23 protein-coding genes, 1 tRNA gene and 1 pseudogene are annotated in these 26,326 nt (G+C 45.5%); 8 read left to right on the forward strand and 17 right to left on the reverse strand.

Annotated elements, in window-relative coordinates:
- Window positions 1–33: 33 nt before the first annotated feature.
- The 6 genes from ACGE0T_RS10215 to ACGE0T_RS10240 form a co-directional block, all read right to left on the reverse strand.
- Entirely contained in the window at window positions 34–2,238 is a 2,205-nt protein-coding gene (locus ACGE0T_RS10215) for an alpha-L-rhamnosidase-related protein (RefSeq protein ID WP_459190353.1), read from the reverse strand.
- A 55-nt stretch (window positions 2,239–2,293) separates the two neighbouring features.
- On the reverse strand, window positions 2,294–4,048 hold the full coding sequence (locus ACGE0T_RS10220; RefSeq protein ID WP_459190354.1) for an alpha-L-rhamnosidase-related protein: 1,755 nt from the start codon (window positions 4,046–4,048) through the stop codon (window positions 2,294–2,296).
- 16 nt (window positions 4,049–4,064) lie between these two features.
- Entirely contained in the window at window positions 4,065–4,889 is an 825-nt protein-coding gene (gene rhaD / locus ACGE0T_RS10225; RefSeq protein WP_459190355.1) for a rhamnulose-1-phosphate aldolase, read from the reverse strand.
- Between the two features lie 328 nt (window positions 4,890–5,217).
- On the reverse strand, window positions 5,218–6,243 hold the full coding sequence (rhaT, locus tag ACGE0T_RS10230; RefSeq protein WP_459190356.1) for an L-rhamnose/proton symporter RhaT: 1,026 nt from the start codon (window positions 6,241–6,243) through the stop codon (window positions 5,218–5,220).
- A 4-nt stretch (window positions 6,244–6,247) separates the two neighbouring features.
- Window positions 6,248–7,504: an L-rhamnose isomerase gene (locus ACGE0T_RS10235; protein WP_459190357.1), complete on the reverse strand. Its 1,257-nt coding sequence runs from the start codon at window positions 7,502–7,504 to the stop codon at window positions 6,248–6,250.
- Between the two features lie 4 nt (window positions 7,505–7,508).
- A complete protein-coding gene (locus tag ACGE0T_RS10240) occupies window positions 7,509–8,987 on the reverse strand; it encodes a rhamnulokinase (RefSeq protein WP_459190358.1) in 1,479 nt (492 codons plus the stop codon).
- Window positions 8,988–9,085: 98 nt separating this feature from the next.
- Between ACGE0T_RS10240 and ACGE0T_RS10245 the strand changes: the two genes are divergently transcribed.
- The gene (locus ACGE0T_RS10245) at window positions 9,086–9,973 is read left to right on the forward strand and encodes an AraC family transcriptional regulator (RefSeq protein ID WP_459190359.1); all 888 of its coding nucleotides are present in this window, start codon (window positions 9,086–9,088) and stop codon (window positions 9,971–9,973) included.
- Window positions 9,974–9,975: 2 nt separating this feature from the next.
- On the opposite strand, the gene ACGE0T_RS10250 is transcribed toward ACGE0T_RS10245, so the two are convergent.
- Complete coding sequence (locus ACGE0T_RS10250; protein ID WP_459190360.1) at window positions 9,976–11,847, reverse strand: glycoside hydrolase family 127 protein; 1,872 nt, start codon at window positions 11,845–11,847, stop codon at window positions 9,976–9,978.
- 250 nt (window positions 11,848–12,097) lie between these two features.
- On the opposite strand from ACGE0T_RS10250, the gene ACGE0T_RS10255 reads away from it, so the two are divergent.
- The 4 genes from ACGE0T_RS10255 (at window position 12,098) to ACGE0T_RS10270 (ending at window position 15,679) form a co-directional block, all read left to right on the forward strand.
- A complete protein-coding gene (locus ACGE0T_RS10255; protein ID WP_459190361.1) occupies window positions 12,098–12,439 on the forward strand; it encodes a type II toxin-antitoxin system RelE/ParE family toxin in 342 nt (113 codons plus the stop codon).
- Entirely contained in the window at window positions 12,411–12,716 is a 306-nt protein-coding gene (locus ACGE0T_RS10260; RefSeq protein WP_459190362.1) for a helix-turn-helix transcriptional regulator, read from the forward strand. Before ACGE0T_RS10255 ends, ACGE0T_RS10260 begins: the two co-directional genes overlap by 29 nt.
- Before the next feature lie 489 nt (window positions 12,717–13,205).
- Window positions 13,206–13,946 (forward strand): SDR family NAD(P)-dependent oxidoreductase, encoded by a 741-nt coding sequence (locus ACGE0T_RS10265; RefSeq protein ID WP_459190363.1) that lies wholly within the window; start codon window positions 13,206–13,208, stop codon window positions 13,944–13,946.
- A 71-nt stretch (window positions 13,947–14,017) separates the two neighbouring features.
- Complete coding sequence (locus ACGE0T_RS10270; RefSeq protein ID WP_459190364.1) at window positions 14,018–15,679, forward strand: amino acid permease; 1,662 nt, start codon at window positions 14,018–14,020, stop codon at window positions 15,677–15,679.
- Window positions 15,680–15,691: 12 nt separating this feature from the next.
- Here ACGE0T_RS10270 and ACGE0T_RS10275 read toward each other — a convergent pair whose 3' ends face one another.
- The 7 genes from ACGE0T_RS10275 to ACGE0T_RS10305 form a co-directional block, all read right to left on the reverse strand.
- Window positions 15,692–16,084 carry a GtrA family protein gene (locus ACGE0T_RS10275; RefSeq protein ID WP_459190365.1) on the reverse strand — a complete coding sequence of 131 codons (393 nt, stop codon included), beginning with the start codon at window positions 16,082–16,084 and terminating at the stop codon, window positions 15,692–15,694.
- A gap of 242 nt (window positions 16,085–16,326) precedes the next feature.
- Window positions 16,327–16,797 carry an outer membrane beta-barrel protein gene (locus ACGE0T_RS10280; RefSeq protein ID WP_459190366.1) on the reverse strand — a complete coding sequence of 157 codons (471 nt, stop codon included), beginning with the start codon at window positions 16,795–16,797 and terminating at the stop codon, window positions 16,327–16,329.
- Between the two features lie 40 nt (window positions 16,798–16,837).
- A complete protein-coding gene (locus ACGE0T_RS10285) occupies window positions 16,838–18,478 on the reverse strand; it encodes a dipeptidase (RefSeq protein ID WP_459190367.1) in 1,641 nt (546 codons plus the stop codon).
- Window positions 18,479–18,492: 14 nt separating this feature from the next.
- A complete protein-coding gene (gene nhaD / locus ACGE0T_RS10290) occupies window positions 18,493–19,902 on the reverse strand; it encodes a sodium:proton antiporter NhaD (RefSeq protein ID WP_459190368.1) in 1,410 nt (469 codons plus the stop codon).
- 23 nt (window positions 19,903–19,925) lie between these two features.
- Window positions 19,926–20,762 (reverse strand): deoxyribonuclease IV, encoded by an 837-nt coding sequence (gene nfo / locus ACGE0T_RS10295; protein WP_459190369.1) that lies wholly within the window; start codon window positions 20,760–20,762, stop codon window positions 19,926–19,928.
- A gap of 12 nt (window positions 20,763–20,774) precedes the next feature.
- Window positions 20,775–21,248 carry a PaaI family thioesterase gene (locus tag ACGE0T_RS10300; protein ID WP_459190370.1) on the reverse strand — a complete coding sequence of 158 codons (474 nt, stop codon included), beginning with the start codon at window positions 21,246–21,248 and terminating at the stop codon, window positions 20,775–20,777.
- Window positions 21,249–21,411: 163 nt separating this feature from the next.
- Window positions 21,412–21,951 (reverse strand): pyruvoyl-dependent arginine decarboxylase, encoded by a 540-nt coding sequence (locus tag ACGE0T_RS10305; protein WP_459190371.1) that lies wholly within the window; start codon window positions 21,949–21,951, stop codon window positions 21,412–21,414.
- Between the two features lie 397 nt (window positions 21,952–22,348).
- On the opposite strand from ACGE0T_RS10305, the gene ACGE0T_RS10310 reads away from it, so the two are divergent.
- Together ACGE0T_RS10310 and ACGE0T_RS10315 are read left to right on the forward strand one after the other, a co-directional pair.
- On the forward strand, window positions 22,349–23,002 hold the full coding sequence (locus tag ACGE0T_RS10310) for a superoxide dismutase (protein ID WP_459190372.1): 654 nt from the start codon (window positions 22,349–22,351) through the stop codon (window positions 23,000–23,002).
- Between the two features lie 104 nt (window positions 23,003–23,106).
- Window positions 23,107–23,211: pseudogene (locus ACGE0T_RS10315) on the forward strand (ISAon1 family transposase); the annotation flags it as partial.
- Between the two features lie 64 nt (window positions 23,212–23,275).
- On the opposite strand, the gene ACGE0T_RS10320 reads toward ACGE0T_RS10315, so the two are convergent.
- The 3 genes from ACGE0T_RS10320 to ACGE0T_RS10330 form a co-directional block, all read right to left on the reverse strand.
- Window positions 23,276–24,229, reverse strand: coding sequence for an ISAon1 family transposase (locus ACGE0T_RS10320; protein ID WP_459186778.1), 954 nt, complete (start codon window positions 24,227–24,229; stop codon window positions 23,276–23,278).
- 22 nt (window positions 24,230–24,251) lie between these two features.
- Window positions 24,252–24,593 carry an ISAon1 family transposase N-terminal region protein gene (locus ACGE0T_RS10325; protein WP_459186777.1) on the reverse strand — a complete coding sequence of 114 codons (342 nt, stop codon included), beginning with the start codon at window positions 24,591–24,593 and terminating at the stop codon, window positions 24,252–24,254.
- A gap of 141 nt (window positions 24,594–24,734) precedes the next feature.
- A tRNA-Pro gene (locus tag ACGE0T_RS10330) sits at window positions 24,735–24,809 on the reverse strand.
- Window positions 24,810–25,217: 408 nt separating this feature from the next.
- On the opposite strand from ACGE0T_RS10330, the gene ACGE0T_RS10335 reads away from it, so the two are divergent.
- Window positions 25,218–26,297 carry an aldose epimerase family protein gene (locus tag ACGE0T_RS10335; protein WP_459190373.1) on the forward strand — a complete coding sequence of 360 codons (1,080 nt, stop codon included), beginning with the start codon at window positions 25,218–25,220 and terminating at the stop codon, window positions 26,295–26,297.
- Window positions 26,298–26,326: the final 29 nt, after the last annotated feature.

Here is a 26,326-nt window from a genome sequence, read left to right on the forward strand (position 1 = left end):
ATTGGTTCGTATCGCTACAAAAGATGTTCTTTTTTACTTTACACCCTTCAAATTATACGTTCCCGGTGTCAATTTGCTTACTTTCCCGCTTGGAGAAACAAGCTCTGCGGTTGTATTCTCAGGCACCGTAATGTCACAAGCCAGGCTTTTACCGGACTTGCGGACATTTACCTCTATATTGCCATAATGAGTAGGAACTACAGCCGAAGCTTCCGTAAGATTACCCAGGCAAGGTTGTATCCTGAATGACTTGAAACCGGGAGATGTCGGTTCCACACCGCAAACTTTCTGGCTCAATAAGGTAAGCGGACCACCACTCCAAGCATGGTTGATGGTACCGCCCCCAAAACCATCCACTCCTATTCCCCAACCTTCAAACAAGGTTGTATATTCTTTGTAAGCCATCATTTTGGCATACCGTTGTTTCATTCTTTCCAGAGCAAAGACAGGCTCTCCCATTTGGAAAAGAGCTTCCAATACATATTTCTCCATATACGGACTGGCATGATATTCCTTTTTCAAAACTTTTACCAAAGCCGGATACTTACTTGCCGGAGCCAAACCGGATAGAACCGCCATTGCCTGCGAACGGTCGTCGGTTTCCCCTTTATAACCCGGCGAACGATAAGCCGTCCCTGTCCAGAACTTCGTATCGAAGCATTTCTCTATGCTATACATCATGCGGCTGATTTCTTCGGCATCCGCTTGCTTGCCCAATTGGAGGGCAAAAGCCTTTTCCGCTTTCAATGCCAGATAATACCAGCAGTTCGTCAGGACACCCATATCGATATGCTCGCCCCAGTCTCCCCAGGTCCAATCGCCGGGACGTTCGATAGCCAAGCCGCTTTTATCGACTTGCCATACTTCATGTAAATAACGGTGCACCGGTTCATAGATACTTGCTACAAAACTGCTGTCTCCACTATAATAATATTGTGTATAGAAACCGTACCAACCTACCGAAGCAAGTATCTGGAGCGGTAATTCCTTCGCCCAGTTACCGGCAGGTACAGGCGCATAGAATGTACCGTCTCTTCTTTGCCAGTTCACTAATTCATAAATGCCTTTTGTTGCCAGCAGTTGTGCCGAAGGAGAAAGCGCATAAAACGTCTCTCCCAACTCGTTCACTTCATCCCCCCACCATTGGGCACGTTCACGGTCCGGGCAATCCATATAATTATCGCGCATCGTAACGTATAAGGTACGTGCCGAACGTTTCCACAATTCATTTAAATAAGGGTCATTACATTGGAATGAACCTGCAAACTCCGCATCATACCCCGTCTCACGGAACTTCACGTCCAGTACGTTTACCCCTTTGGGAACCACATACTGTATTTCGTGCCCGTTCATCCAGCCATAACTTTCATATTCCTGTATACCGTCGCGGGTGATATATTCGGCACGGACACCGTTTTCTCCACCTCCCCTGTAATTATCGGTCTGCATCCGGATAGTCAGACCGGCAGGCGCATCCACTTTCAGATAAGGAGTCGCCTGGCAATTGTAAGGCAGACGGCAATAAATGGTATCACCTGCCTCCGATTTACGAACCGACGGGTAAGCCTGCAATCCATAATCTTTGAATAAAGGAATCGGACGTTCCACCAATTCGCCTAAAGCCGCTTCTCCTACATTTGTAATGATATCCACATTGGGAAGCGAACCCTGGAAACCGGGCTGATTCCATCCTTGCATTTCTTTGCGGGCATCAAAGCGGATATTACTTTCCGGCAAACGATAATTGGGGAATGGCGCCTCCGTATCCTGATAGGCACCATATAATGCACATTTCCAGCTTTTGTCGGATAAAATCTCAATACCGGGAGCTATCGCCTCAAATAACAAAGCTGCCACTCCGCTATTCATATGACTGAAACCGTTTTTACCGAAATGCCAGACCAGAACGGCAATGGTATTCTCGCCGGACTTCAGATAAGGAGCAATCTCCACCACGTCATAATAGGTCGACGACGGAGAAGGTCCCCGTTTCAGCCCGCCTTCGAACACAACCATTTGCCCGTTTATCCAAAGCCAGTATTTACTATCGGCAGCAATGCGGGCTTTCAGGGTTTGGGGCACGGATGCAATATCCACGGTTTTCCGGTAAGCCAACCAGGTATTAGGGGTACTCTGGTTCCATTCATGACTGATCCAATCGGCTTTCCAATCCGATTTAGCCTCTGCGAATGTTACAGAGGCTAAAAATAAAAGGGTTAATAAAAACAGTTTCTTCATATCTATCTGTATTAAATTATTTATTCACCGGACTTCTCCGGAGACTCTGCCGGTTTTATTCAGGAAGGATTACCTGTACCTCATCCGGTGCTTTGACAGTGCTGATTATCTTGCCGTCCACCCCTACTTCATGGCGGATAGTTATCACGCCGTACGGAGTCGGGAATGTACCTTCCACCCACTTCAAATCGCCTAAATGCGGAGTAATGCGTACCACCTTGCAACCCGGTTCCACTACCTGGACACCCAGTACATATTCGCTCAGCCAGGATGTCGGACCCGAAGCCCAACCGTGGCAAAGGCTATGGCGGAAGCCTTTATAACAATAAGCTCCGAAATCCCCATGTATATCTTTCTTTCCGGCAGGAACCAACGCATCGATAGGCGCTGCATCCGGCAACCACTCCATATTGAAGTCTTCCCAGAAAGTCGTTGCACCCAAATCAATCATCGCCCCCCAATATTCGCGGATAATATCGAGCGCTCCTTTATAATTTCCGGCAGAAGCCATTGCACGCAACATATAATATCCGTAGAAAGTAGAGAAGCCATTAGCACCATTCACAGAAAGATATTCCTTATCGGCTTTATTCGGGTCCATTAATCCGGCAAGAGCCAGTAAAGAAGCCGCCTGTTTTGAACCCGGTGCATCCGGAGCGACTTTCGATTTCAATAAGGCTTTCGTTACGGCAGAGGATGCCTTTACCATCTTCTCTCCCGTCGTGCGGCATTCTTTTGCCAATGCCTCGTCACCGAGTACACTGCATAATTCGTCACCCGCTTTCATTGCCTGTACCATCAAGGCTTGCAGGCCGGCATCGATTGCCACAGGGTTTGCATTGGAAGGCCAGTCGAGGAACCGGTTGCCATCCAATTTCTCACGCCCGTTTTCCACCTTCGATATCAGATGGCGGAGCAATGCAGTCAGATAAGGTTGCTGGGCTTTCAGGTAAGCCTGGTCACCTTGGTAATAGTACCAGTCCCGGTGAATCAACAGCCACCAGATAGAATACGAGCTAATGCCATTCATCCATTGGGGAAGCGGGGTTATGTCGCGGATAAGGTCCAGGCTCTTCGGTACCACTTCGTTATAGCCGAACACGGTATTTACAGTCATCACTTCCGGATGCAGGTCGCCCACCCAGACAAGGCGGTCGCGCTTCACGCCATCCCACAAGTATTCCTGCATATTCAGGTGTACGGTATAAGCGCCCGTCTGCCAGATGCGGTTCAACCGTTCATCGTTGCAACGGAAAGAGCCTTTATAAGGGATATCGCGGAACGTAGAAATGGCGCGGACCTCTTTCAATTGAAGTTCGGTATTTTCATCCAGCAGGTCGATACGAACGAAGCGGAAACCTGAGTTCCCTACTTCCATCACCCCCAGCCAAGGCAGGCTGATGGTAAAGTCGCGCATGGCATGGTCGTTGCTTGCGCCGTTCTTGCCATCTATTTCGCACATGGCTTCACTTACCGACTCGCCGAAACGTACACGGATGTTTATCGGTTTCTGCGAACCGGGCATACCGGTTACAATCTGTAGACCGCCCTGCAACTCCTTCCCGAAATCGAGCAGGATTGCCGGATGCAGTTCATCCGTACTAACTATTTTACAAATGTTTTGATTGGCCAAATCGGACTGCCCGTTACCCGGAAGGAGCAGATTATCCGCGCCGCTAATCTGTCCCCCGTCCTGTTGCCAGACAATACGGACGGGAGACAGGTATTCACGCACACGGCTGTCGCGCTGCCCTGCAAACGCAACCGATGTGATAAAGAAAAGAGATAAAAAAATAAGTGTTTTATTCATGGTATATATGTGTATTTTACAATCCGAACGCCGGAACCAGGTCGTCCAACTGCTGGTCTGTCATACCGGCAGGTTCATAGCCTGCCATACGGGCGCTGAAATAGATTTGTGCAGATTTGCTCAATGTATCGATTGCATCGAAACACTCGATAAGGTCTTCACCAACGGCAAGGATACCGTGCTTTTCCCAGAATACCACATCATGCTTTTCAAGTTGTTTGATGGTAGCACGTGCCAGGTCGATTGTTCCGGGAATTTCATAAGGGACAATGCCCACTCCTTTCGGCACGATGATACGGCATTCCGGTATCATGCCCCACAAGGTACGGGTGATGACTTCCGAATTCAGGAAAGGTGCGCAATGCGTCATTCCTATCAGGTCGGTAGGATGCGTATGCAATACCACTTTGTTATCGCGTCCTTCGGAACGGAGGTAGTTGTGCATCATCAGGTGGGATGGCAGTTCGGAGGTCGGTCTGACCGGTTGCTCGGCTATGATATCGTAGCTTTTGCCATCCTGTGCGATGCGAATCAGGGAACCGTTGGCAAACGGGTCCTGTGCCACATAACGCATACGTTTGCCTGTACCCGTTACATAGAAAATATGTCCGCCCAGAGCAGTCATTGCTTCTTCCAAAGGAATGGAAGGGCAAAGAGCCGGTAATGTTTTCAATGCTTCATTTGCCAAATCAGTCAGGTTGACAGAGATATTCCCTCCGTTACGCTCAGCCCATCCTTTGGTCCAGAGATAGCCTGCCACTTCGGCTATGCGGTCGATTTCAGCCATCAACAGCGGCTGTTCACGAACAATCTTTGAAAGATTGATAGTAGTTGTCGTCATTTCTTTATTGTTTTAAAATACGTTCTTTTTTAGTTATCACTCATTTTTAAGTCTTCGCTCGAGAGCGAAACGGGTACATAGCACTATTTCACCTCTCCGCTTGCGAGCGAAAGTAGTTTTTAGTACTATTTTACACCTTCGCTCGTAAGCGAAACCATTCCTTAGCACTATTTTATACCTTCGCTCACGTGCGAAAGCCTTTCTTAGTGCTATTTTGCACCTTCGGAGGCGAGCGAAACCATTTCTTAGCGCTATTTCCTGTCATCGAAGGCCTCCGAAACCGTTTTTTAGTGCTATGACCTGCTTTCGGACGCCTCCGAAAGGCTTCTTATAAGATATTAGGTAATAGCAGAGAGATAATCAGGATGCCCATACCACATACCAGCACCACGATTGTCTGACGGCTCACGCCTTTCCACTCCTTTAAAGCAATCCCCCAGAAATTACTGAAAATCACATTCAGCGACATCAGTATGCTCCACGAGAAAGCAAGCATTACCGGAGAGTCTGAAAAATAGCTCTTTCCCATACCCAGACCGAAGAACTGCGAATACCACAGTACTCCTGCCAAGGCGCAAAATAAGACATTATTCAACAACGCAGGACCTCCTACGGAGAAATAATCCTTTCCGGTATTATTTTTAATGTTCTGGAAAATGCAATAAGCGGCATTTGTAAGGAAACCACCGACAGTCACCAACAGAATGACAGGATTCAAAGCAAACAGTTCGCTGGCCCCGGACTGCTTCGCCTTCTCCAGAATAGGCGTTCCGGCTTCCAGCCCAAGGTTAAAGCAAGCACTCATCACACCTGCCAGCAAAGCAACAATAAGCCCTTTCGTCAAAGCGAAATCCTTTACAGCCGCTTTCTTCTCTTCTTCCGTCATATTCCTGGCGCGCAGGCTTCCGGCATAACCGATAACGGCAATACCCGCCAAGGTCACACAAACGCCTATCAGCAGAACCAGCCCGTCGCCATGGAACAAGTCCGTCCCACCAAACACGGCAGGGAACAGTGTGCCGAAGCCGGCACATGTTCCCAACGCTATACTCTGTCCTAACGCAATTCCCAGATAACGCATACTAAGCCCGAACGTGAGTCCTCCGACTCCCCACAGCATACCATAAACAATAGCTCCGGTACTTCCACCGGCGCTCCACAGCTCGGTAAGGCTGCTACCTTCCGGTATGGCAAGTTGCGCCCCGAGGAAAGGGAACACCAACCAGGCAAAGATACCCTGCACCAGCCAGAATGATTCCCAACTCCATCCCTTCACCTTGTTTATCGGGACATACGAACTGCTCTGCCCGAAACTGCCTATGGCAATAATCAGTAAGCCTATCAGTATTTCCATGACACTATCGTTTACTTGTCACTTCCCGTTCGTACTTTTCTATTTCTGTGATGTAGTCCTCTCCTACCGGCACATCGTTCTGCAAACAGAACATATCCCATACGGCAGTCCAGGGCAAGCTCTTCATTTCTTCCTGCAAGGCAAGGCGCTGGAAGAATTTACCGTCCGCTTCATACTGCTGCAAGGTAGCAGACGGTTCCAGCAATGCCTGCATAAAGGCTTTCTGTGTAGCGCGGCAACCGATTACATAAGCACCGATACGGTTGATGGTCGCATCGAAATAATCCAGACCGATATGTACACGGTCCAACGCATTGCAACGGATAATTTCGCGCGACAAATCCAGCAAATCATCACTCAGGATGACCACATGGTCGCTATCCCAACGAATCGGGCGGCTCACGTGCAACATGATTTCCGGAGTAAAGAGCAACAGGGCCGAAACCTTGTCGGCAATGCTTTCCGTCAGGTGGAAGTGTCCGGTATCCAGTGTCACAATCTTGTTCTTTTTCGCTCCGTAGCCCAGATAGAAATCATAAGAACCTACCGTGTAGCTTTCCAAGCCGATACCGAACAGTTTCGCTTCGATACAATCCTTCATATTCTTATATTCGGTGGAGAAGATATCATCCAGCGACTGTTCCAGAAGCTGGCGGTATTTCAGGCGGCTGGCGGGAACTTCCTTGCTTCCGTCGTGTATCCAAAGGTTCATGATACAAGGGTCGTCCTGGAATTTACCCATTTCTTCACTAATCCAACGGCAACGTTTGGTATGTTCAATCCAGAAGTTGCGGATATCGTTGTCCGGATTAGCAAGTGTCAGGTCGCCGCTCTTCGGGTGCGAGAAAGAAGTGCTGTTGAAGTCCAGCTTCATGTCATTTTCTTTCGCCCATTGCATCCAGCTCTGGAAATGAGCAGGCTCCACTTCGTTGCGATCTACTTTCTTACCCTGGAAGTCGCCATATATTTCATGCAGGTTCAAACGATGCTTGCCGGCAATCAGCGAATTGGCTTTCAGTACATCCGCACGCAGTTCGTCGATGGTACGGGCGCGTCCGGGATAGTTACCCGTCACCTGGATACCTCCGGTCAAAGAGCCTCCCTGATTTTCAAAACCCGTTACATCATCCGCCTGCCAGCAATGCAGGGAAAGAGATATTTTCTGCAATTTGTCCATTGCCTGTTTTACGTCGACACCTACGGCTGCATAGCGTTCTGCTGCTACGTCATAAGCCTGCTTGATACTGTTTTCTTTTGTCATGGTATTATTTTTTAGATGTTACTGATTGATACTTTTTGAAAGCGTCCTCCCATTCGCCGCACTCCATAGGCTGGAAAATGTGCGGCGAAGTGAAAGAACTGATAAGACGGCGCATCTCCCAGCGGTCGGATACGAGCCCCGCTGCTCTTGCCTGCACCATACAATTACCGATAGCCGTAGCCTCGGACGGGCCGGCTACTACCGGCATACAGATTACATTAGTGGTTAATTGATTGAGAAAATTATTCATCGAGCCCCCTCCTATCACATGCAAACGGCGGATAGGGAAAGGAGCCATTTCTTTCAGCAAGTCGAGCACTTCCTTATACCGGCAGGCAAGGCTCTCGAAAATACACCGGATATACTCTCCGTCGGTCGACGGGACCGGCTGTCCGCTCTCACGGCAATAAGAAGCAATTGCCTCCGTCATGCTGGCGGGATTAGCGAAACAGGGATCATCCGGATAAACAAAGCTGCGGAACGGGGTTGCTGCCTGCGCCATCTTCACGATGGTAGGGTAATCATAGGTACGTCCGGCACGCTCCCACTCCTTGCGGCACTGTTCCAACAACCACATACCGGTGATATTTTTCAGGAAACGGGTGGTTCCTTCTATGCCGCCTTCGTTGGTGAAATTGTTTTGGAAAGAAGCATCTGTTATAATAGGTTCCTCCGTTTCTATCCCCATCAGGCTCCATGTCCCACTGCTCAGGTAAGCAAACTCCTTGCTTAACGCCGGGATTGCAGCTACCGCCGATGCCGTATCGTGTCCGGCAACAGCCACTACAGGCACTTTCCCCACACCAGTCTCGGCAGCCAGCGCATCGGTCAGGTTGCCAATCACTGTCCCCGGCATCGATACCGGACGTAAAAGCGAAGGCGATACTCCCGCCGCTTCCAGCAAAGAGGCTTCGAATTGCTTCGTGACAGGATTCAATAGCTGTGATGTGGAAGCGTCCGTATATTCGCATATCCTTTCGCCTGTCAGCAGATAAGAAAGCAAATCGGGCATAAACAATATCTCTGAAGCACTTTCCAGCGGCCCGAAATTTTCTTCCTTCGCGCGGTACAACTGGTAAAGGCTGTTGAAGTTCATTATCTGTATACCGGTCAGGCGGTACACTTCTTCACGGGATACCCGTGTAAAATAGGCTTCGGGAGCTCCCTCCGTATACGGGTCGCGGTAAGCACGCGGCAAACCCAACAGCGTACCGTCCTTTGCCAGATAGCCGAAATCCACGCCCCAGGTATCTATACCAATCGAATCAATTGCATAGTTTTCCCGTCCGCATATCGTCAGAGCTTCTTTCAATGCTCCGTATAACTGATAAATATTCCAGTAATATTTACCATGCAATTCCATGATGGCATTCGGGAAGCGGTATATCTCCCGCATTTCAAATTTGTCACCTGTCAGGGTCCCCAAGACAGCACGTCCGCTGGTTGCCCCTATATCAAAAGCTAAAAATGTATGTTTCTTCATGGCAAAAACAAAGTTGTTTGATTTACGGTAGCAAAACTATAGGGATTATTACTATCTTTGCTTACGAAAATGATTTTAAACCTTTCAAATCTGACATCATGGAGAAACAATTGAGCGACCAACTGAAATACCTCACTATCGGAGCGACGGATGAAGAATGGGGAATCGTGGTAACCACCGTCGGCTACCAGTTTATCCAACCCAAAAGCCGCTATCCGTTATCCAGGCATCCGGACAGTTACAACTTCAAACCACAGACCGGACGCATCCTCAACGAATACCAGTTAGTCTATATAACAAAGGGAAGCGGCTACTTCTCTTCCCAATCCTGCAAACTGCAAAAGATTAGCGCGGGAACGATGATTCTGCTCTTCCCCGGCGAATGGCACAGCTATTATCCCGACCATGAAACCGGATGGGACGAATACTGGGTGGGCTTCCGGGGCATCCATATCGACAAACGGGTGGAAAAACGCTTCTTTACAAAGGAGGAACCGCTCCACCATATCCGGCTGAGCGCTACCATCATCAACCTGTATGAAGACATACTGAAATTCGCCTCGGAAGAAAAATCCGGTTACCAGCAAATGATTTCAAGCATTGTACTGCATATCCTCGGGACGGTTTACTACAAAAGAAAAAACAATTCCTTCACCAACACATATGTAGTCGATAAAATCAATGAAGCCCGTATCCTGATGAAAGAGCAGGTGGAGAACCCGCTCTCGCCGGAAGAGATAGCCTCCCGCTTGGGACTGGGATATTCGTGGTTCCGCCGTATGTTCAAAGAATATACCGGAGTATCGCCCGCCCAATACCAGTTACAACAAAAACTACTGAGAGCCAAGGAACTGCTGACCGGCAGCAACCTCAATATCTCGGAAATAGCCTATAGCCTGAAATTCGAGAATGCCGGGCAATTCTCCACCTTCTTCAAGAAGAAAGAAGGCGTCACCCCTTCCGAGTTCAGGGAAAGGGCACACTGAAATCAATACGGTTTGTAAGGCGAATGCATCACATTCAATGTCTTCGGCAGCCATACGCGGTAACGCTGGGATTTATCCCACGTGTTGCCGGCGGAGGCAAAATCACAGAAATGAACCTGGCGGGATGCGCCGTTCCCTTCCAAATCCGTGCCCAACACCACCGGAGCGGTAAACGCCATCCAGGCAAAAGCCGGAGCCGCAACCGGGGTCAGTTCCACATAACCGTCTTTGCTTACGATAACAGAAGCCTCATCCACAAAACCGTCGTTAAAGCGGCTGTCGCGAGCCAGTACCAACGGACCACGGACAATCGCCTGCGCTTCATTCTTCTCCAGCACACGGGCACGAAGGTCCAGCTGAAGGGTAATCCTGTCTCCCTTTTTCCATTTACGTGTAAGCGGGAAATAAGCACCTTGCAGGATACCCGCTTCAGGAGCTCCGTTCACCGCCACTGTTGTATTCCCGCTCCATGCCGGAATACGTAAGGCAATGGTAAATTCAGACTCTTTTACCGGGGTTACCTCGATTTCGATTTTATCAGTCACGGGGTAATCTGTATTTAGTTTTAACACAACTTCTTTTTTACCGGGAAGTAACAAATTTGACACTAAAGGCGTATAAAAATTGACACGTACACAATCGTCCTTTACCTGGCAGGCAAACTGGGGTATCATAGCGAATGCCCGCGGGCCGTTTGCATTGCAACAGTTAATGTGCATGCCGCATTGCTCCTCCCCTTCGTGGCGCCATCCTTCCAGCGGGCTGTATTTGGCTATTTGCGAAGCATCCGCCTTAAGCGAAGCCATCAGAGCATTATAGATTGCCGTTTCCATATAATCCGCGTACAGGGAGTTCCCGGTCAGTTGCAACAGGCGGTTGCACAACTGCATCCAAGTGAAAGTAACACAGGTTTCCATCGTATGGTAAGTCGGCTGCGTCTGCCGTCCGTTTCCTCCGTACCAACATTCAAAAGCACTGCCCGAACCGGCTACGTTTATTTCCTCACGGACGATATGCCCGACTGTTTTTTCCACAACGGAAAGGTAGAGCGGATTGCCTGTCACTTTATAAAGCTCCAACAGTCCTTCATAGCATGACATCATCTCATAAGCCTTCTGCCCGTTCTCTTGCGAAAACCAGGTCTTGGGATGCGGGAAGCGGTTTGCCACAGGGATTTCGGCGATTGCTTTGCTGATGAGCTGCGGGCCTTGGGGCGTTTCCCACTGGGCTACGATATAATTGGCAAATTCCAGAAAACGTTCCTCTTTTGTGCGGTTATATAGATACATGACCGGTTCCAGGATAGAAGAACTCGGCATTCCCACATAATTGCCCGTTTTCACAATATTCACCTTACCGGGGCCAACCTGTGTCATCAGATGGTCTATCAGGCGGCAGGCGGCATCCAGAGCCTTCTTATCGCCCGACAAGTCATACCAGGCAATCAACCCCAGCGAAGTATATTTGCGTCCCCATATATCCCATTGCTGCAACTGGTATCCGGGAGCATAGTTCCCGATGTATCCGTTTGGCTGTTGGGTAGCCATCAACTTTCCTGCGGCATCCTCGATGATAGCATATAGCTCCGGGTCCCGGTTGTAACGGTAAGACGCTATCGCTCCCTGTATCCACTTTCCCCAGAACTCGCTCTGCCAACGGGATGTTTCTTCATGGTGGCGAAAAGGTTCCACCAAATGGTCCACATCTTGCGCTTTGACACGATGCGTTATGCAATCGTCGATACGTTGCCCTATATAACCTGCTATTTTAATTTGCTTGACGGGTGAATCAGCTATCGACTGTGCACTTCCCGCTACCGTACCGAGACAAAACAGGAATGCAAAACAACTTTTTACCACCCAACGAACTCTCATAATTTATCGATTTAAATGCTAACGTTTTCTATCCTCCCCAAACATCCGAAGAACTTGATTCTCCAGGTATTTAGACAAATATACAACACAAACGGACGATTACGGGTTGTAAATTTGATAGAATAGGTTTCAATTCTGACAGTGCCTGCAAAATAAGGGATTCAAAGAATAGCCACAAATAATAAAAGCACAAACAATCCTTTTCGAGAGAAAAGTTGCTCAACTAATAAACTTTGTATATCTTTGTTTTATGAAAAGACAAATAATAGCATACGAAAATTATTACAAGGATTTTTTCGATACATTAGACAAGAGTACACAAGAAAAAGTATTGTATGGCTTGCTATTATTGAAAACTCAAGATAGATTACCTGCCAAATATGTGAAGTTCCTTAAAGAGGGTTTATATGAGTTAAGGATAGAATGGCAAGGCAATATTTATCGGATTTTCTTTTGTTACGACGAAGGGCAGATTGTTATATTATTCAATGGCTTTCAAAAGAAGACACAAAAAACACCCGATAGGGAAATAAGCAAAGCATTAAAACTGAAGAAAGAATATTATGAGCGAAAAAGAACTAAAAATGTTTGATGTCGATGCGCAATTAGATGCTGTATTCGGCAAAGAAGGAACTCCAGAGCGAAGAGCTGCCGAGGAGAGAGCGAACGCTTTCTTTACTGGACAGATTATAGAAGAAGCAAGGAAGAAAGCGAATATGACACAGGCAGAACTTGCTGAAAAGATAGGAACTAATAAATCTTATATTTCCCGTGTAGAAACAGGGAAAACAGAACCGAAAGTTTCTACCTTTTATCGTATCGCTTCAGCCTTGGGATTGAACGTAGAGTTAATTCCAATCATGCGATAGCACCCGTTGAGAATAACATACCTGCATTTTCAACATAAAGCAAGCCACAACGCATAAACAGTACAAAAGTTATAATATGAAACTTTTTCTATCGTTTTTATAACAATTATCGAGTGAAACGCTAAGTGAAACAGACATGAAAGGCTAAAGATAGCTAAGCTACAGGGAATTAGGACATCATGTGAAACCTACACGAATTTGTTAATGAAACTTCTTTATAATATAGAAGTAATATATTATATAATTATTTATAATACGGGATTTTTCCTTTTTTTTAAAAAACATCACTTTCAAAACATAGGTGTTTTGCATTCAAAGCATATATGTTTTGCATTTAAAACACCTATGTTTTGAAAGCGCCTCTCCTATTTCTCCTGAAAAGCCCGGTAAATTACGAATCAAATTAATGGTGCCTAATCGACTCTAATCGACTCAATGTCCGGGAGAGCTATTATCTTTGTAAGCGAAATAAATTTTATACAGACAGTTATGGCAACAACATCTCCCGGAAAAATAATTATCGTAGGTGCAACCTCAGGCATAGGCAACGAAGTAGCGAAGATATACCAAGAGGCTGGCTGGAAAGTAGGCGTGGCAGGACGCAGGACCGACAAGCTGGAATCGTTGAAAGCAAATGCACCGGAACGGACCGAAGTGCAGCAAATCGATGTTACCTCGGCAACCGCCCCCGAAGCTTTAGAGGAACTTGCCGATAAGCTGGGAGGCATGGATGTGTTCCTGCTTTGTTCCGGCATCGGCAGCCAGAACCGGGCACTGCAACCGGGTATCGAGCTTGCCACAGTCGAAACAAACGCCATGGGTTTCACCCGGATGGTGACTGCCGCTTTTGCTTATTTCCGGAAACAGGGAGGCGGACACCTCGCCGTTATCAGCTCCATCGCCGGAACCAAGGGACTGGGCGCCGCACCGGCCTATTCGGCTACCAAACGCTTCCAGAATACATACATGGATGCTATCGCCCAATTGGCACGTATGGAGAAGCTGCCTATTACCTTTACCGACATCCGTCCCGGCTTCGTCAGAACCGATTTATTGAAAAACGACAAGTATCCCTTATTGATGAAACCGGAAAAAGTTGCCCGGAAAATTGTAAAAGCGCTTCATAAAAAGCAACGCCGGATTATCATTGACTGGAGGTATGCTGTCCTTGTCTTTTTCTGGCGTATGATACCCGATATGGTCTGGGAACGGCTCTCCATCCACAACTAAAGGTTGTATATCTTTGCTGTAATACCTACCTTTGCAGCCAATTTTCAACAGAAAAACAGAAAAACAGAAAGATGGGATTATTCATTAAGAAACCTCTCACGGCATTGCAGGCGGAAGCCAACCAATCCGGAAGCAAATCACTAAAACGGGTGCTGGGGCCTTGGAGCCTGGTAGCCCTCGGCGTTGGCGTCATCATCGGAGCCGGACTATTTTCAATCACAGGAACCGTTGCCGCCGGATATACCGGACCGGCTATCACCCTCTCTTTTGCCATTGCTGCACTGGGATGTTGCTTTGCCGGACTCTGTTATGCCGAATTTGCTTCCATGATACCGGTTGCCGGCAGTGCCTACACCTACTCGTATGCAACGATGGGTGAACTGGTTGCCTGGATTATCGGTTGGGACCTGGTACTGGAATATACGGTAGCCGCTACGACGGTAAGTATCAGCTGGAGCCGCTATCTGGTTGTTTTTCTGGAAGGGCTGGGCATAAACCTGCCATTGGAATATACGGCATGCCCCTGGGACGGCGGTATTGTCAACATTCCCGCTTTCCTGATTGTAGTGGTAATGAGCCTTTTCCTGATACGGGGAACGGAAGGCAGTTCCATTTTCAACGGTATTATCGTATTCCTTAAAGTTTCCGTTGTACTGCTTTTCGTCGGATTGGGATGGAAATATATCAATACGGACAATTATGTACCCTATATTCCTCAAAATACAGGTTCTTTAGGTGAATTCGGCTTCTCCGGCGTACTACGCGGCGCAGCAATCGTTTTCTTCGCTTTCCTCGGTTTTGACGCGGTATCGACAGCGGCACAAGAAGCCAAAAACCCGAAGCGGGATATGCCTATCGGCATCTTGGTCTCGCTGTTGGTTTGTACGGTTTTATACATGCTTTTCGCCCATGTGATGACAGGGGTTGCCCATTACTCCATGTTCGGCGGCCAGCAAGGGATTGCACCGGTTGCCATAGCCATCGACCAAATGGGGCATGCCAATGAAGCCGGTATCATACAGCCTGCATATCCCTGGTTGAACAAAGCGATTATCCTTGCCATCCTGTTCGGCTATTGTTCGGTTATCATGGTGACATTGTTAGGACAGAGCCGCGTGTTCCTGAGCATGAGTCACGACGGGTTGTTGCCTCCTTTCTTCTCGCATATCAATGAGAAATTCCGGACTCCGGCCCGCAGCAACCTGCTGTTCATGTTGCTGGTCGGATTGCTTGCCGCCTTTGTCCCTGCCCGGGTAGCAGGAGAAATGACCAGTATCGGAACGCTGTTCGCCTTTACGTTGGTCTGTGCCGGGGTGCTGGTTGTACGTAAAACCATGCCGGATGTGAAACGTGCTTTCAAAACGCCCTTTGTACCATTCGTCCCGCTGGCAGGTATCGTGACTTGTCTCTGCATGATGTTGTTCCTTCCGCCCGATACATGGATACGGCTGATTGTATGGATGCTTATCGGTTTGGATATTTATGCGGTTTACGGGGTGAAACATAGCAAACTGGAACGTCATCTCCCCTACCGGAAAGGCTTATTCGGAATGAATATACTGGGTATCATGCTGTCGGTTTTATGCGTGATAACCGGATTGTGGCATCAGCAAACCGTAGGCTGGAATGAAGACCAGACCTTGCTGGTTATCTCGTTTGTCTTCGCCTTCACCCATCTGGCGTTCTATATGACACGCATCTGGAAGCAAAGCATAAAAACGGAAGTAAAATAAAGAGATAAGATTTTATTTATGCAGGAACGTCAATTTCTTGTTCATCATGAAATTGACGGCTCCGTATACAAAAAGTCCCAGGAATTGTGCCAGATATTCGTTCAGGTCGAATATCTCTACCATAAGCAACAGGGCAAGGAACTGTGCGGCATAAGCACACCCGAAAGCAATCAGGAAAAGAGGTATTTCACGTCTGAAACGCCCTTCACGGGATGCAAATATCCAATATTTGCTCCAAAAGAAATTATTTGTTTGGGCAATTACATAGGCTACCACATTGGATGCCAAATAATTGCAATCGAGTTTCACCATCATCAACCAGATAATGAAAGCCGTAATCAACGCATTCAGCGTACCTATCATCATAAAACGCAAAATGCGTTCTGTTTCTTTGACCTTCTTCATCCTCCCTTTGTTTATCCGGGGCTTGCTGCTTATTCACCCTCCCCTTACAGCCGACAAATATACGGGTTTATCCGCAATTTGCAACACCTGTAATTGCCGAAGCAACCACACGGCTGTCTTTTGAAAACCATCTATAGCTCATATTACAGAACACAGATGACGCAAAACGCGCAAGTTTATCAGTGCCCGTCTGCGTCATCCACGTTCCCGGAACGGTATATGCTTTATACCTTCCCTGTTTCTTAGAAATTATAACCTACACGTACGCCAACCATGGCACCGTCGAGGTCTTTTATAATGTTGTATTTAGCTTCTACACCGACAGTAACGTTATGAGTGGCATACAGTTCAGCACCCAAACCCAGGTTTCCACCAAAACGGGTGATGTTATCGCCACCACCGTGCCATACGGAAAGGCTCAAACCTGCCAGAGGATAGAATCCGAACATTTCACTCAGTTTCACTACATAATGCGCATTCACATCGAACATTACGGAACTTACGCCTTTATGTTTGATAAGGAAATTAACCGACGGGGCGATACGTACAGCATCGATAATGCTATAACGGTAATCGATGCCGATAGCGGTATTTCCGATGTCATTAAAACTATAGCCTAAATTCAAACCAACGGATGAACGCCCCTTTTCTGTCTGAGCATGAACTCCTATACTAAAAAGAGCCAGCATTAACACAACTACGAATTTTTTCATACTTTTCTTAATATTTAGTTCAACATATTTTGCAAATATATCATTTTACTTTTAATCTATCACCAGCACTTTTCACAATATTGCGATAATATTCTTCATCATAACCGGGGAAATCAGGATATTCAGAGAGTCCGTAGCCATTTTGCTTGAACTGTCCGTTTTCTTCTTTTTTTACATTTCCATCGATATATTTCACTAACAAGTATTCACCCAGCTTTTTCCAACGTGCTGTTGCCTGGTCGGCTGTAGTCGTACTGAACCAGGTAAGGAACTTAACGGCTTCGGCCGGATTTTTAGCATACAGTTCCAAAGCGGCTTTGTCGATGGCAGGGATTGTTTCTTTATATCCGTTTTCAAGTTCCTGCTGAACCGGACGAATGTCTTTTATCATAAAATTGTATTTATGGTAAGCCATATTCGCCACCCAGTTGTGTATCCAGAAAGCGGAAGTCCAGGAAAAGTTCATCATATCCCCGTTTCCTACACGGTAGCATTCCGGTGATGCGGTCACCGAACAATAAATCGGGGTAAATACAGCCATGTCCGCATCATCCACACCAAACCAAAGGATTCCGCCGATTGCATCCGGCAACCAGTTACGCATCTGCGGAACGATTACGAAACCGGTCTGCTGGGTTGCAATGGCACGCTCATTCGTATAGGTTTCCCCATCGACTTTGAATGTCATCGGACGCCAGCGGTAAGGCACTTTATAAGAACCGGCTCCGGCATCTTTTGTCATGTCCAGGTCTGTTCCTTCAAAATGGTCGCGCATGCCGTTCTGCACATCCTGTACGGAAAGCAGGCGGTTCGGTTTGATATATAAAGGCATCGGACCTTTGCCCGGGTCGCCTTTGGCAAAATCGGCATATTTGTCCATTGCCGGATCATATTTACGGAAGAAAGACCATACACGGGCTTCGCAACCGCGCAGGCTACCGAAGTCATACGGGCAGTAAGCAGCCTGAAAACTGAAATCCTTGTCTTTTCCTTTAAAATATCCTTTCTCGCGTGCAAAAGAGACAACATCCGGCGAATACATGCAGTTCTCTTTATCGTCAAACGGTATCTGCTGGATACGGGACTGGTTGGCATGAGCGGAGATACAATCGTCGGGGATACGGATAGCCACCCAGACAGCACCTTTATTCCCTACTCCTTTTCCTATCATTTCCATTACCCATGCTTCATTCTTATCGGCAATGGAGAAGGTTTCGCCACTGCTGTAATACCCGTGCTCCTTTACCAGGCCGGTCATCACCTTGATTGCTTCGCGTGCCGTTTTAGAACGCTGCAAGGCGATATATATCAGGCTTCCATAGTCCATGATACCGGTTGTATCCACCAGTTCGGAACGACCGCCGAAGGTACTTTCCGTGATGGCTACCTGATGCTCGTTCATGTTCCCTACCACGGAATAAGTCTGTTCCACCTGCGGAATCTGTCCCAACGGTTTATGGGTATCCCACTCGATTACATCCAACATTGCCCCTTTAGGCCAGGTAGCGGCAGGCCAGCGGTATAATTCGCCGTACAGCGTATGTGAGTCTGCGGCATAACTAATCATTACAGAGCCGTCGACAGAGGCCTTTTTTCCAACCAGCAGCCCTGTACATGCCATCGCTTCCATACCTGAGAGAAGGAATGCACAAGCCGTCATTACAATCCAATTTTTTTTCATCCAAATAAAGTTGTTTAAGCAAATAATAACATATAAACGCCGGCTCCGCTACAATAGCCTATCAGAGCTAACAGGGAGAAGCGCTTTGTATAATACATAAAGTCTATTTTTTCCAATCCCATTACGGTAACGCCTGTTGCCGAACCGATAATCAGGATACTGCCACCCGTTACGGCACAATAAGCAAGGAACGTCCAGAAGCCGCCATCGGCAACAAATGCCTGTGCATACGGGCTCAGGTTCGCTGTTTGTTCAACGATCGGATACATACCCATGGTAGCTGCCACCAAAGCAACGTTGTCCACACATGAAGACAAGGCTCCGATTACAAAGCTAATCAAATAAGGCTCATGTACGTGCTTGTCCAAAAAGTCAGACATCAACCCTAACTGGCCGGATGTTTCCAATGCACCTACCGCCATCAGGATACCAAGGAAAAAGAAGATGGTAGCCAAGTCTATATTCGGCAAAAGCTGGCTGATACGCAATTTGTTTGATTCGTGCATATGCAGCTTGCTGTACATAAGGTCTGTATAGAACCACAGGATAACCAGTCCGGAGAGAACACCTAAGAACGGAGGCAAATTTGTTACCATCTGGAACACCGGAACCAATGCCAGTGAAAGGACACCGATGACAAAAATGATACGGCGTGAACGGTTAGGTATCTCCGGTATATATTCGTCCGCTTTCTCTTCTTCACTCATCACACGCAAGGTGGCATCTTTCTTAAACAGCCAGAAGTTGGCTATCGTAAGGGGTACCAAGAGGTTGACCAGCGAGGAAATAAACACATGAGAGATTTGATGCGCGGCCGAAATATTCTTTCCTACCCATAACAAGATCGTCGTCACGTCACCGATAGGCGACCATGCACCTCCGGCATTCGCAGCGATAATCACCATACAGGCATATTTCAGGCGGTCTGTACGGTCGGGCACCAACTTACGGAGCACAGCCATAATAACAATAGCGGCTGCCAGGTTATCCAACAAGGCGGAGAAAAAGAAAGCGGCAAAGCTTATAGACCAAAGCAGTTTCCTCTTATTGGCAGTACGGATATATCCGGTTACCGACTGGAAACCACCATGCTTATCGACAATATCGACTATCAGCATGGAACACATCACAAAGAATAGTGTCTCCGCCACATTACCTAAATGATATACAATCGAACGGTTGGTTAAAAAATTGATGAATTGCTCTTTAATCGGCAGATTCGCCATCTCCGGATTTTGCGTAAGAAATTCCTGGAACACAGGGCTCGAACGCTCCACAAAGATGTAATAAGCATCAAACATCAAAATCATCCACAAAGAAATAGCCATAAACAAGGCTATCGCTGCTTTATTTATTTTTATCTTGTCTTCCAATGCTATGGCAAGAATTCCTCCGATAAAAATAATAGGCATCAATATAAACATAAAATAGAGTTTTAGAAGGTGTATTAAATAGAATACAAATATTTTATTTCATCCGCCCAAACGGATTCATCCGGAGTTTCCAGGATTAATGGTATGTCATCAAAACGGGGATCATCCATCAACATTTTGAAAGTGGTAAGCCCCATCACGCCTTTACCAATACTGTCGTGACGGTCTACTCTTGTTCCGAGGTCTTTCTTCGAATCGTTGATGTGCATACCGCGCAAATAGGAGAAACCGATCACTTCATCAAAACGGCGGAATGTTTCAGTAAACCCTTCCGGGGTTTTGATATCGTAACCGGCAGCCAATGTATGTGCGGTATCGATACAAACGCCTACGCGCGATTTATCGTTTACCTTGCCGATAATATAAGCCAGTTGTTCGAAGGTGTATCCTAAATTAGAGCCTTGCCCGGCTGTATTTTCAAGAACAGCACAAACGCCGGATGTTTGTTCCAGCGCCCAATTGATTGACCCGGCAATACGGTCCATACATGCTTCTTCACTTATTTTATTCAGGTGGCTGCCCGGATGGAAGTTCAGGCGGTCGAGTCCTAATTGTTCACAGCGTTGCATTTCATCCAGGAAAGCGTTACGGGACTTCTGTAATCCTTCTTCTTCCGGATGCCCCAGGTTTATCAGGTAACTGTCGTGGGGAAGGATCTGTTTGGCTTCATATCCGAACTCGGCACAACGCTCTTTAAAAAGGGTAATACTTTTCTTACTCAGCGGAGCTGCCACCCACTGACGCTGGTTCTTTGTAAATAAAGCAAAAGCTTTGGCTCCGATTGCATTTGCATTCACCGGGGCATTCTCTACTCCTCCGGATGCACTGACATGCGCTCCTACATACTTCATAATTTATATTTTTTATTCATCTTCAGCTTTGCATCCCTGGAAATGGTATTTCTCCGTAGCTTGCTCCTGCGTGACTACGAAATAAACCAAATCAGCCCGGGTACAAAGTTCGTTTTGAGAATTATATATCTCGGTTTCTATAAATATGGCATTCCGCTTACGGTCTTTGATGCGCCCCCGGACCGTCAGCCGGTCATCCTGTGTCGATACGCTTTTCAGGTAACGGACATCCATACGGGAAGTCATACCCGAAGTTTGGAGTTTACGCAAAACAACCCATCCCGCGAGTTCATCCATCAACGTACTCAGTATACCGCCGTGCATGGTGTTCAACCAGCCTTGATAATACTTTTTAGGTTCCCAAAAGGCAACCACATCATCACCGTCTTCATAAAATTCCAGATGAAGCCCCATCGGATTATCCGGAGCACAGCCGAAGCACATGTATCCGTCCAATCCTTTCCAAGGATTAATAATCTTCTTCATAAACACCAAGTTTAAATGAATTGTTTCTAATACCTAAAAAACTTTTTGCGCTGACAAATATAACAAAACAAAATGTTCTTTCGGATCTGTATAACAAAAAAAGCAGAAACAAGGTTAACTCCTTATTCCTGCTTTTTCATTGAAAACAAATATATTATCTTCTTTACTCTTCTGCATCAGGCATTAAAAAATCAACGAAGCAAAGGGCAGCCAATGCTGTACCATACCTCTTTTCAATGGTAATACCTTCTGTGATGAAGTTCAGTTCACCCAGATAATACTTGCCGTACGTCTTCTGGTGAAGATCGTTGATCACACGGATCAAACGGGACTCGAGTTCCTCGATTCGATAGCGACCGCTTACTTCACATACCAGACCGCCTACTTTCTCGTCGAAGTTCTCGTCTTTGTACATCCAAGCGTAAACCACACCAGCAGACACAAACTCATCCTGGTATCCATGCGACACCGCCATAATGGTTTTCATTTCCGAACCAAATGGAGGAAGGTCGATTTCATCCATAGTTACAAGATGTGCTGTTGCCGGAATAACAGACGAATACGTCATGATATTGAAATCCGAAATACCGGCATCATAAAGGGCCATGTGGTAAGAACCTGCATGTTTTTCCAAATCAGAGTCTCCACTACCCTTCGTAATAAAAAAGGTGTTTGGAATTAAATTCCCAACTTTCTTTACCATCTACAAAATATGTTTTACTAATTAATAATGATTGAGGGCACAAAATTAGAAACTTATTCGAGATTTCAGCTTATACAGACGATAAAAATCACTGGAAGCATACATTATTTATGTAAAAAGAAGCAGCCTGATAAATATAGACTTCTCCCTTTCCATTTTTCCAACGGAAATCGGACAATGGATAACATAAAAAAGTAATCCGGAAAGCTTGCCACAAGGGATGAATTTCATTTCACACACGCATCTATCCACCTTAGTACCAGCCTCTTCTTTTAACAATAATAGACTCTGTTTATCTTTCGATAGACTAATACTATAAAAAAAGCCTTCTTTATTGTAAACAAATATCAAATCCTCCGTGTTAGAATTACAGAACAACGATTAAAAAACACAAGCCATGCTTACATTATGTTTGAGTTTAATTTTATTGATATCAGGTAACAATAGTAATATAACAAATAAAAAAGAAGAAATTATGAAATTTGAATTAATCCAACTACCGTATGCAGCCAATGCGCTGGAACCGGTCATTTCCGAAGCTACAATTAATTTCCATCATGGTAAACACCTTTTGGCGTATGTAAACAATCTGAATAATCTGATTCCGGGAACAAAGTTTGAAAATGCTCCGCTCGAGAAAATCGTAGCCGAATCGGATGGTGCTATTTTCAATAACGCCGGACAGATATTGAACCATAATTTGTATTTCACCCAGTTCTCCCCTAAAGGCGGTGGCGAACCTAAAGGCAAATTAGCAGAAGCGATTAAGGCCACATGGGGTTCTTTTGATAACTTCAAGAAAGAATTTGTTACTGCCGGCACAGGTTTGTTCGGCTCAGGATGGGTTTGGCTGGCAAAAGACAAAGACGGCAAATTGTCTATTACAAAAGAAGCAAACGGAAGCAATCCGGTGGCTCATGGGTTAACCCCGGTTTTAGGATTTGACGTATGGGAACATTCTTACTATCTGGATTATCAGAATCGTCGTGCCGACCACCTGAATGAATTGTGGAAGATTATTGACTGGGATGTAGTTGGAAAAAGATATTAATACTCCGTATCTGCTCAGTATTAAATTGTTAGATTAGATAAACGGGAGGATTTCTATTTGGATTCCTCCCGTTTTTTATTTATTTTCAGATTATACAAGGTAATTCCAAGGAATCCTTCAATGCTAAAATTAAAGCTTTCAGGGCACAACTCAGAGGGGTGAGGGATGTCACTTTTTTCTTATTCAGGCTTGCTAATATTTATGCTTAAAATTTAATCCCCTCAGGATTTCGGTATGAGCCGGTATGAGGGATCACCCCGAAAAGTTGTGGAACTACGCATAAATATTTTTGAGTCTAAATAAGAAATAAGGGATATTGTTAACACCTCTAAGAACCGATCTAAAAGCTTTGATCTTAGCATTGAAGGATTCAGCCGAAGCATTTGTTGCTCTACGGTCAAAGAAGTTTAAGATAGTTCTATAATGTGCCTGTACAGAGCGCATAACTGTTCCAAAATGCTCAAATCCGGATTCTTCAATAGCATTATACCAGCGAGCTAAGCGCGTAAGAGCCATTTTTTTATCTTTGGTTGTTTGATAGATACTCTTTAACTGCATAGTCAGCTTATAGGCAACTTCTAAAGAAGGATGATAGTGAAATAATATTTCTGCTCTTTGTCTTTGCCTTGGTGTCCACTTATCTTCATTCTTGAACAACAAATAACGGCTTCTTATCAAGAGTTGACGGTGAGTGTCTCCATTTTCAAGAATCAATGCCACATAGGGCTCCTTACTTTCTTTGGCCAATGCGAACTCTTTATTTTCCTCTTCGATAGCTTGCCAACGAAGAGCTATCCTCATATCCTGCAGAGCATCACAGGCGAGTTTTTGCACATGAAAACGATCTGTTACCTGTGCTGCTTTCGGAAAACAGCGACGTACTGTTAAGCCCATATTGGCAGCCATATCTAAAGTGACTTCCTTTACTTTACAACGTAACCTGTCTTTTATTCTTAACAGTACCTCTATAACTTCTTCCGCTTTAGTTCCCTTGATTATTGCTACAATTGATCCTTTGCGTCCCTTGGCTTCTTTATTAGTCAGAATGGTATAAAGCTCATTGTCGCTCAAAGAGGTTTCATCTATACTTAGAAAAGAACCCATGTTTTTCTCAAACAATAACCATTTGTCGGCATGTTCACGGTCTTCCCATTCATAAAAACCAGATAAATGTAAACGGTACCATTCCTCTAACCGCTGACCATTTAGCCCATAGAACTTAGCCAATGTGCTACAATTAACAGGGGTATTATCCAGGTGTTCCTTTTAAAAAAGAGGCAAACTCCTCTGTTAAGCGGGTGCCTTTTGATACTACTTCCCAATCACGCATAAAAGGATTACCTGTATCCATATCCACCCAACGACGCCGACGCACATGAAGGATTAAACTTTTACCTCGAAGTGGGAAGTCATGAATGGAGGTGGGGGGATAAAAACCTTTAGACTGAAGATGTTTATCTTTACGCTCCATTTCTGATAAATCCTTTTCATCTAAATAGATTAATATGGCTGTAGATGTGCGCTCGGCATGGGTTACATCAAAATAGGTCAGTAGACCTTCGGGTAATAATAGTTCGTAGCCTGTTTCCATAAAGCAAAACTACTATCTTTTTTTTACCCCACAACTTTTCGGGGTGATCCGGTATGAGCCCCTTCGATGTGGCTCAGAATCAAATTAAACAAAAACAAATAAAGCGTCGATAATCAAATTGACTATCAACGCTTTATTTTGTCGGGGTACCAGGATTCGAACCTGGGACCCCCTGCTCCCAAAGCAGGTGCGCTAACCGGACTGCGCTACACCCCGTTTTTGCAACCCTCATTATTTCTGATTGCGGTGCAAAGGTACGCTTTTATTTTTAATCTCCAAATATTTCCTCGTTTTTTCTCAATTTATTTTTTTCATCGATTCAAAATCATCATCATTTCTCACTCTCGACCTTTATATTAAACACATATGTAACCCTAGAACATTCATAGTTATGCTTTTCCCGATTCATAATTATGATTTCAGAAAAGCATAACTATGAATCGGGAAAAACATCAGTACAAAATAGCTTCTTATATATCCTTATCATATCCGATTTTTCACACTCACAAATTCTTTCTTTTTTTAAAACAAAAAACAACTTTATGCTATAAAACATCCCTAAAGTAGCCCATGAATACAAAGAAGAGAGTAATTTTACACACAATTTTTGAAACTATAATTTACATGAAGAACAAAGTGACGCTGTCTGGTTTACAAATAGACGCTTTTAACAAGCAGATAGACAGCAAAATGACAATGTTATGTATCCTGACAAACAAGAGGGGTGCAGAACTTACTATTACCAACTACGGTGCAAAAATTGTATCGCTTATGGTACCGGATCGGTCCGGAAAGTTAACCGACGTAGTAACCGGACATAATTCAATTGAAGAATATTTAGTTTCCGAAGAACCATATTTCGGAGCCATTTGTGGCCGTTATGGGAATCGTATCGCTAAAGGAAAATTTGTTTTAGATGGTACGGTTTATGATAAACTCGCCATTAATAACGGCCCGAACAGCCTTCATGGAGGATTAAAAGGATTCAATGCCGTTGTTTGGGACTTAAAACAAATAGACGAACAGACTGTTGAATTAAAATATACCTCTGCCGATGGAGAAGAAGGTTTTCCCGGACAGTTAGAAACCACCGTCACTTATCACTTTTCAGACGATAATGAGGTGGTTATTATGTATAATGCAGTTACCGACAAACCGACTGTATTAAACCTGACGAACCACTCCTACTTCAACTTATCCGGAGCTGGCGACCCTTCGATCGGAGACCACTTGCTAACAATCAACGCCGACTATTATCTACCTACAGATGAAACCGCAATACCTTATGGCCCTAAAGAAAAGGTAGAAGGAACGCCAATGGACTTCCGTACTCCCTATGAAGTAGGAGCACGTATCGACGAAGATTTCGAAGCATTGAATTTTGGGAAAGGATATGACCACACATACATATTAAATAAAAAAGAAGAAAACGAACTGTCATTCTGTGCCCGTTGCGTATCTCCTAAAACAGGAATTGTGATGGATGTTTATACCACACAGCCAGGTGTTCAATTGTACACCGGTAATTGGATGACAGGTGACTTCGAAGGAAAAAACGGACAACGCTATCCAGCACGTGCCGCTCTTTGCCTGGAAACACAACACTATCCGGATAGTCCGAACAAACCAGAATATCCAACTACCGTATTGCGTCCGGGTGAAGTATTCCAAAGTAAAACAATCTATAAATTTGCTACGGAATAAGCTGAAAATATAATTAAATATTAATAATC

It is taken from the genome of Parabacteroides sp. APC149_11_2_Y6, assembly GCF_054506995.1.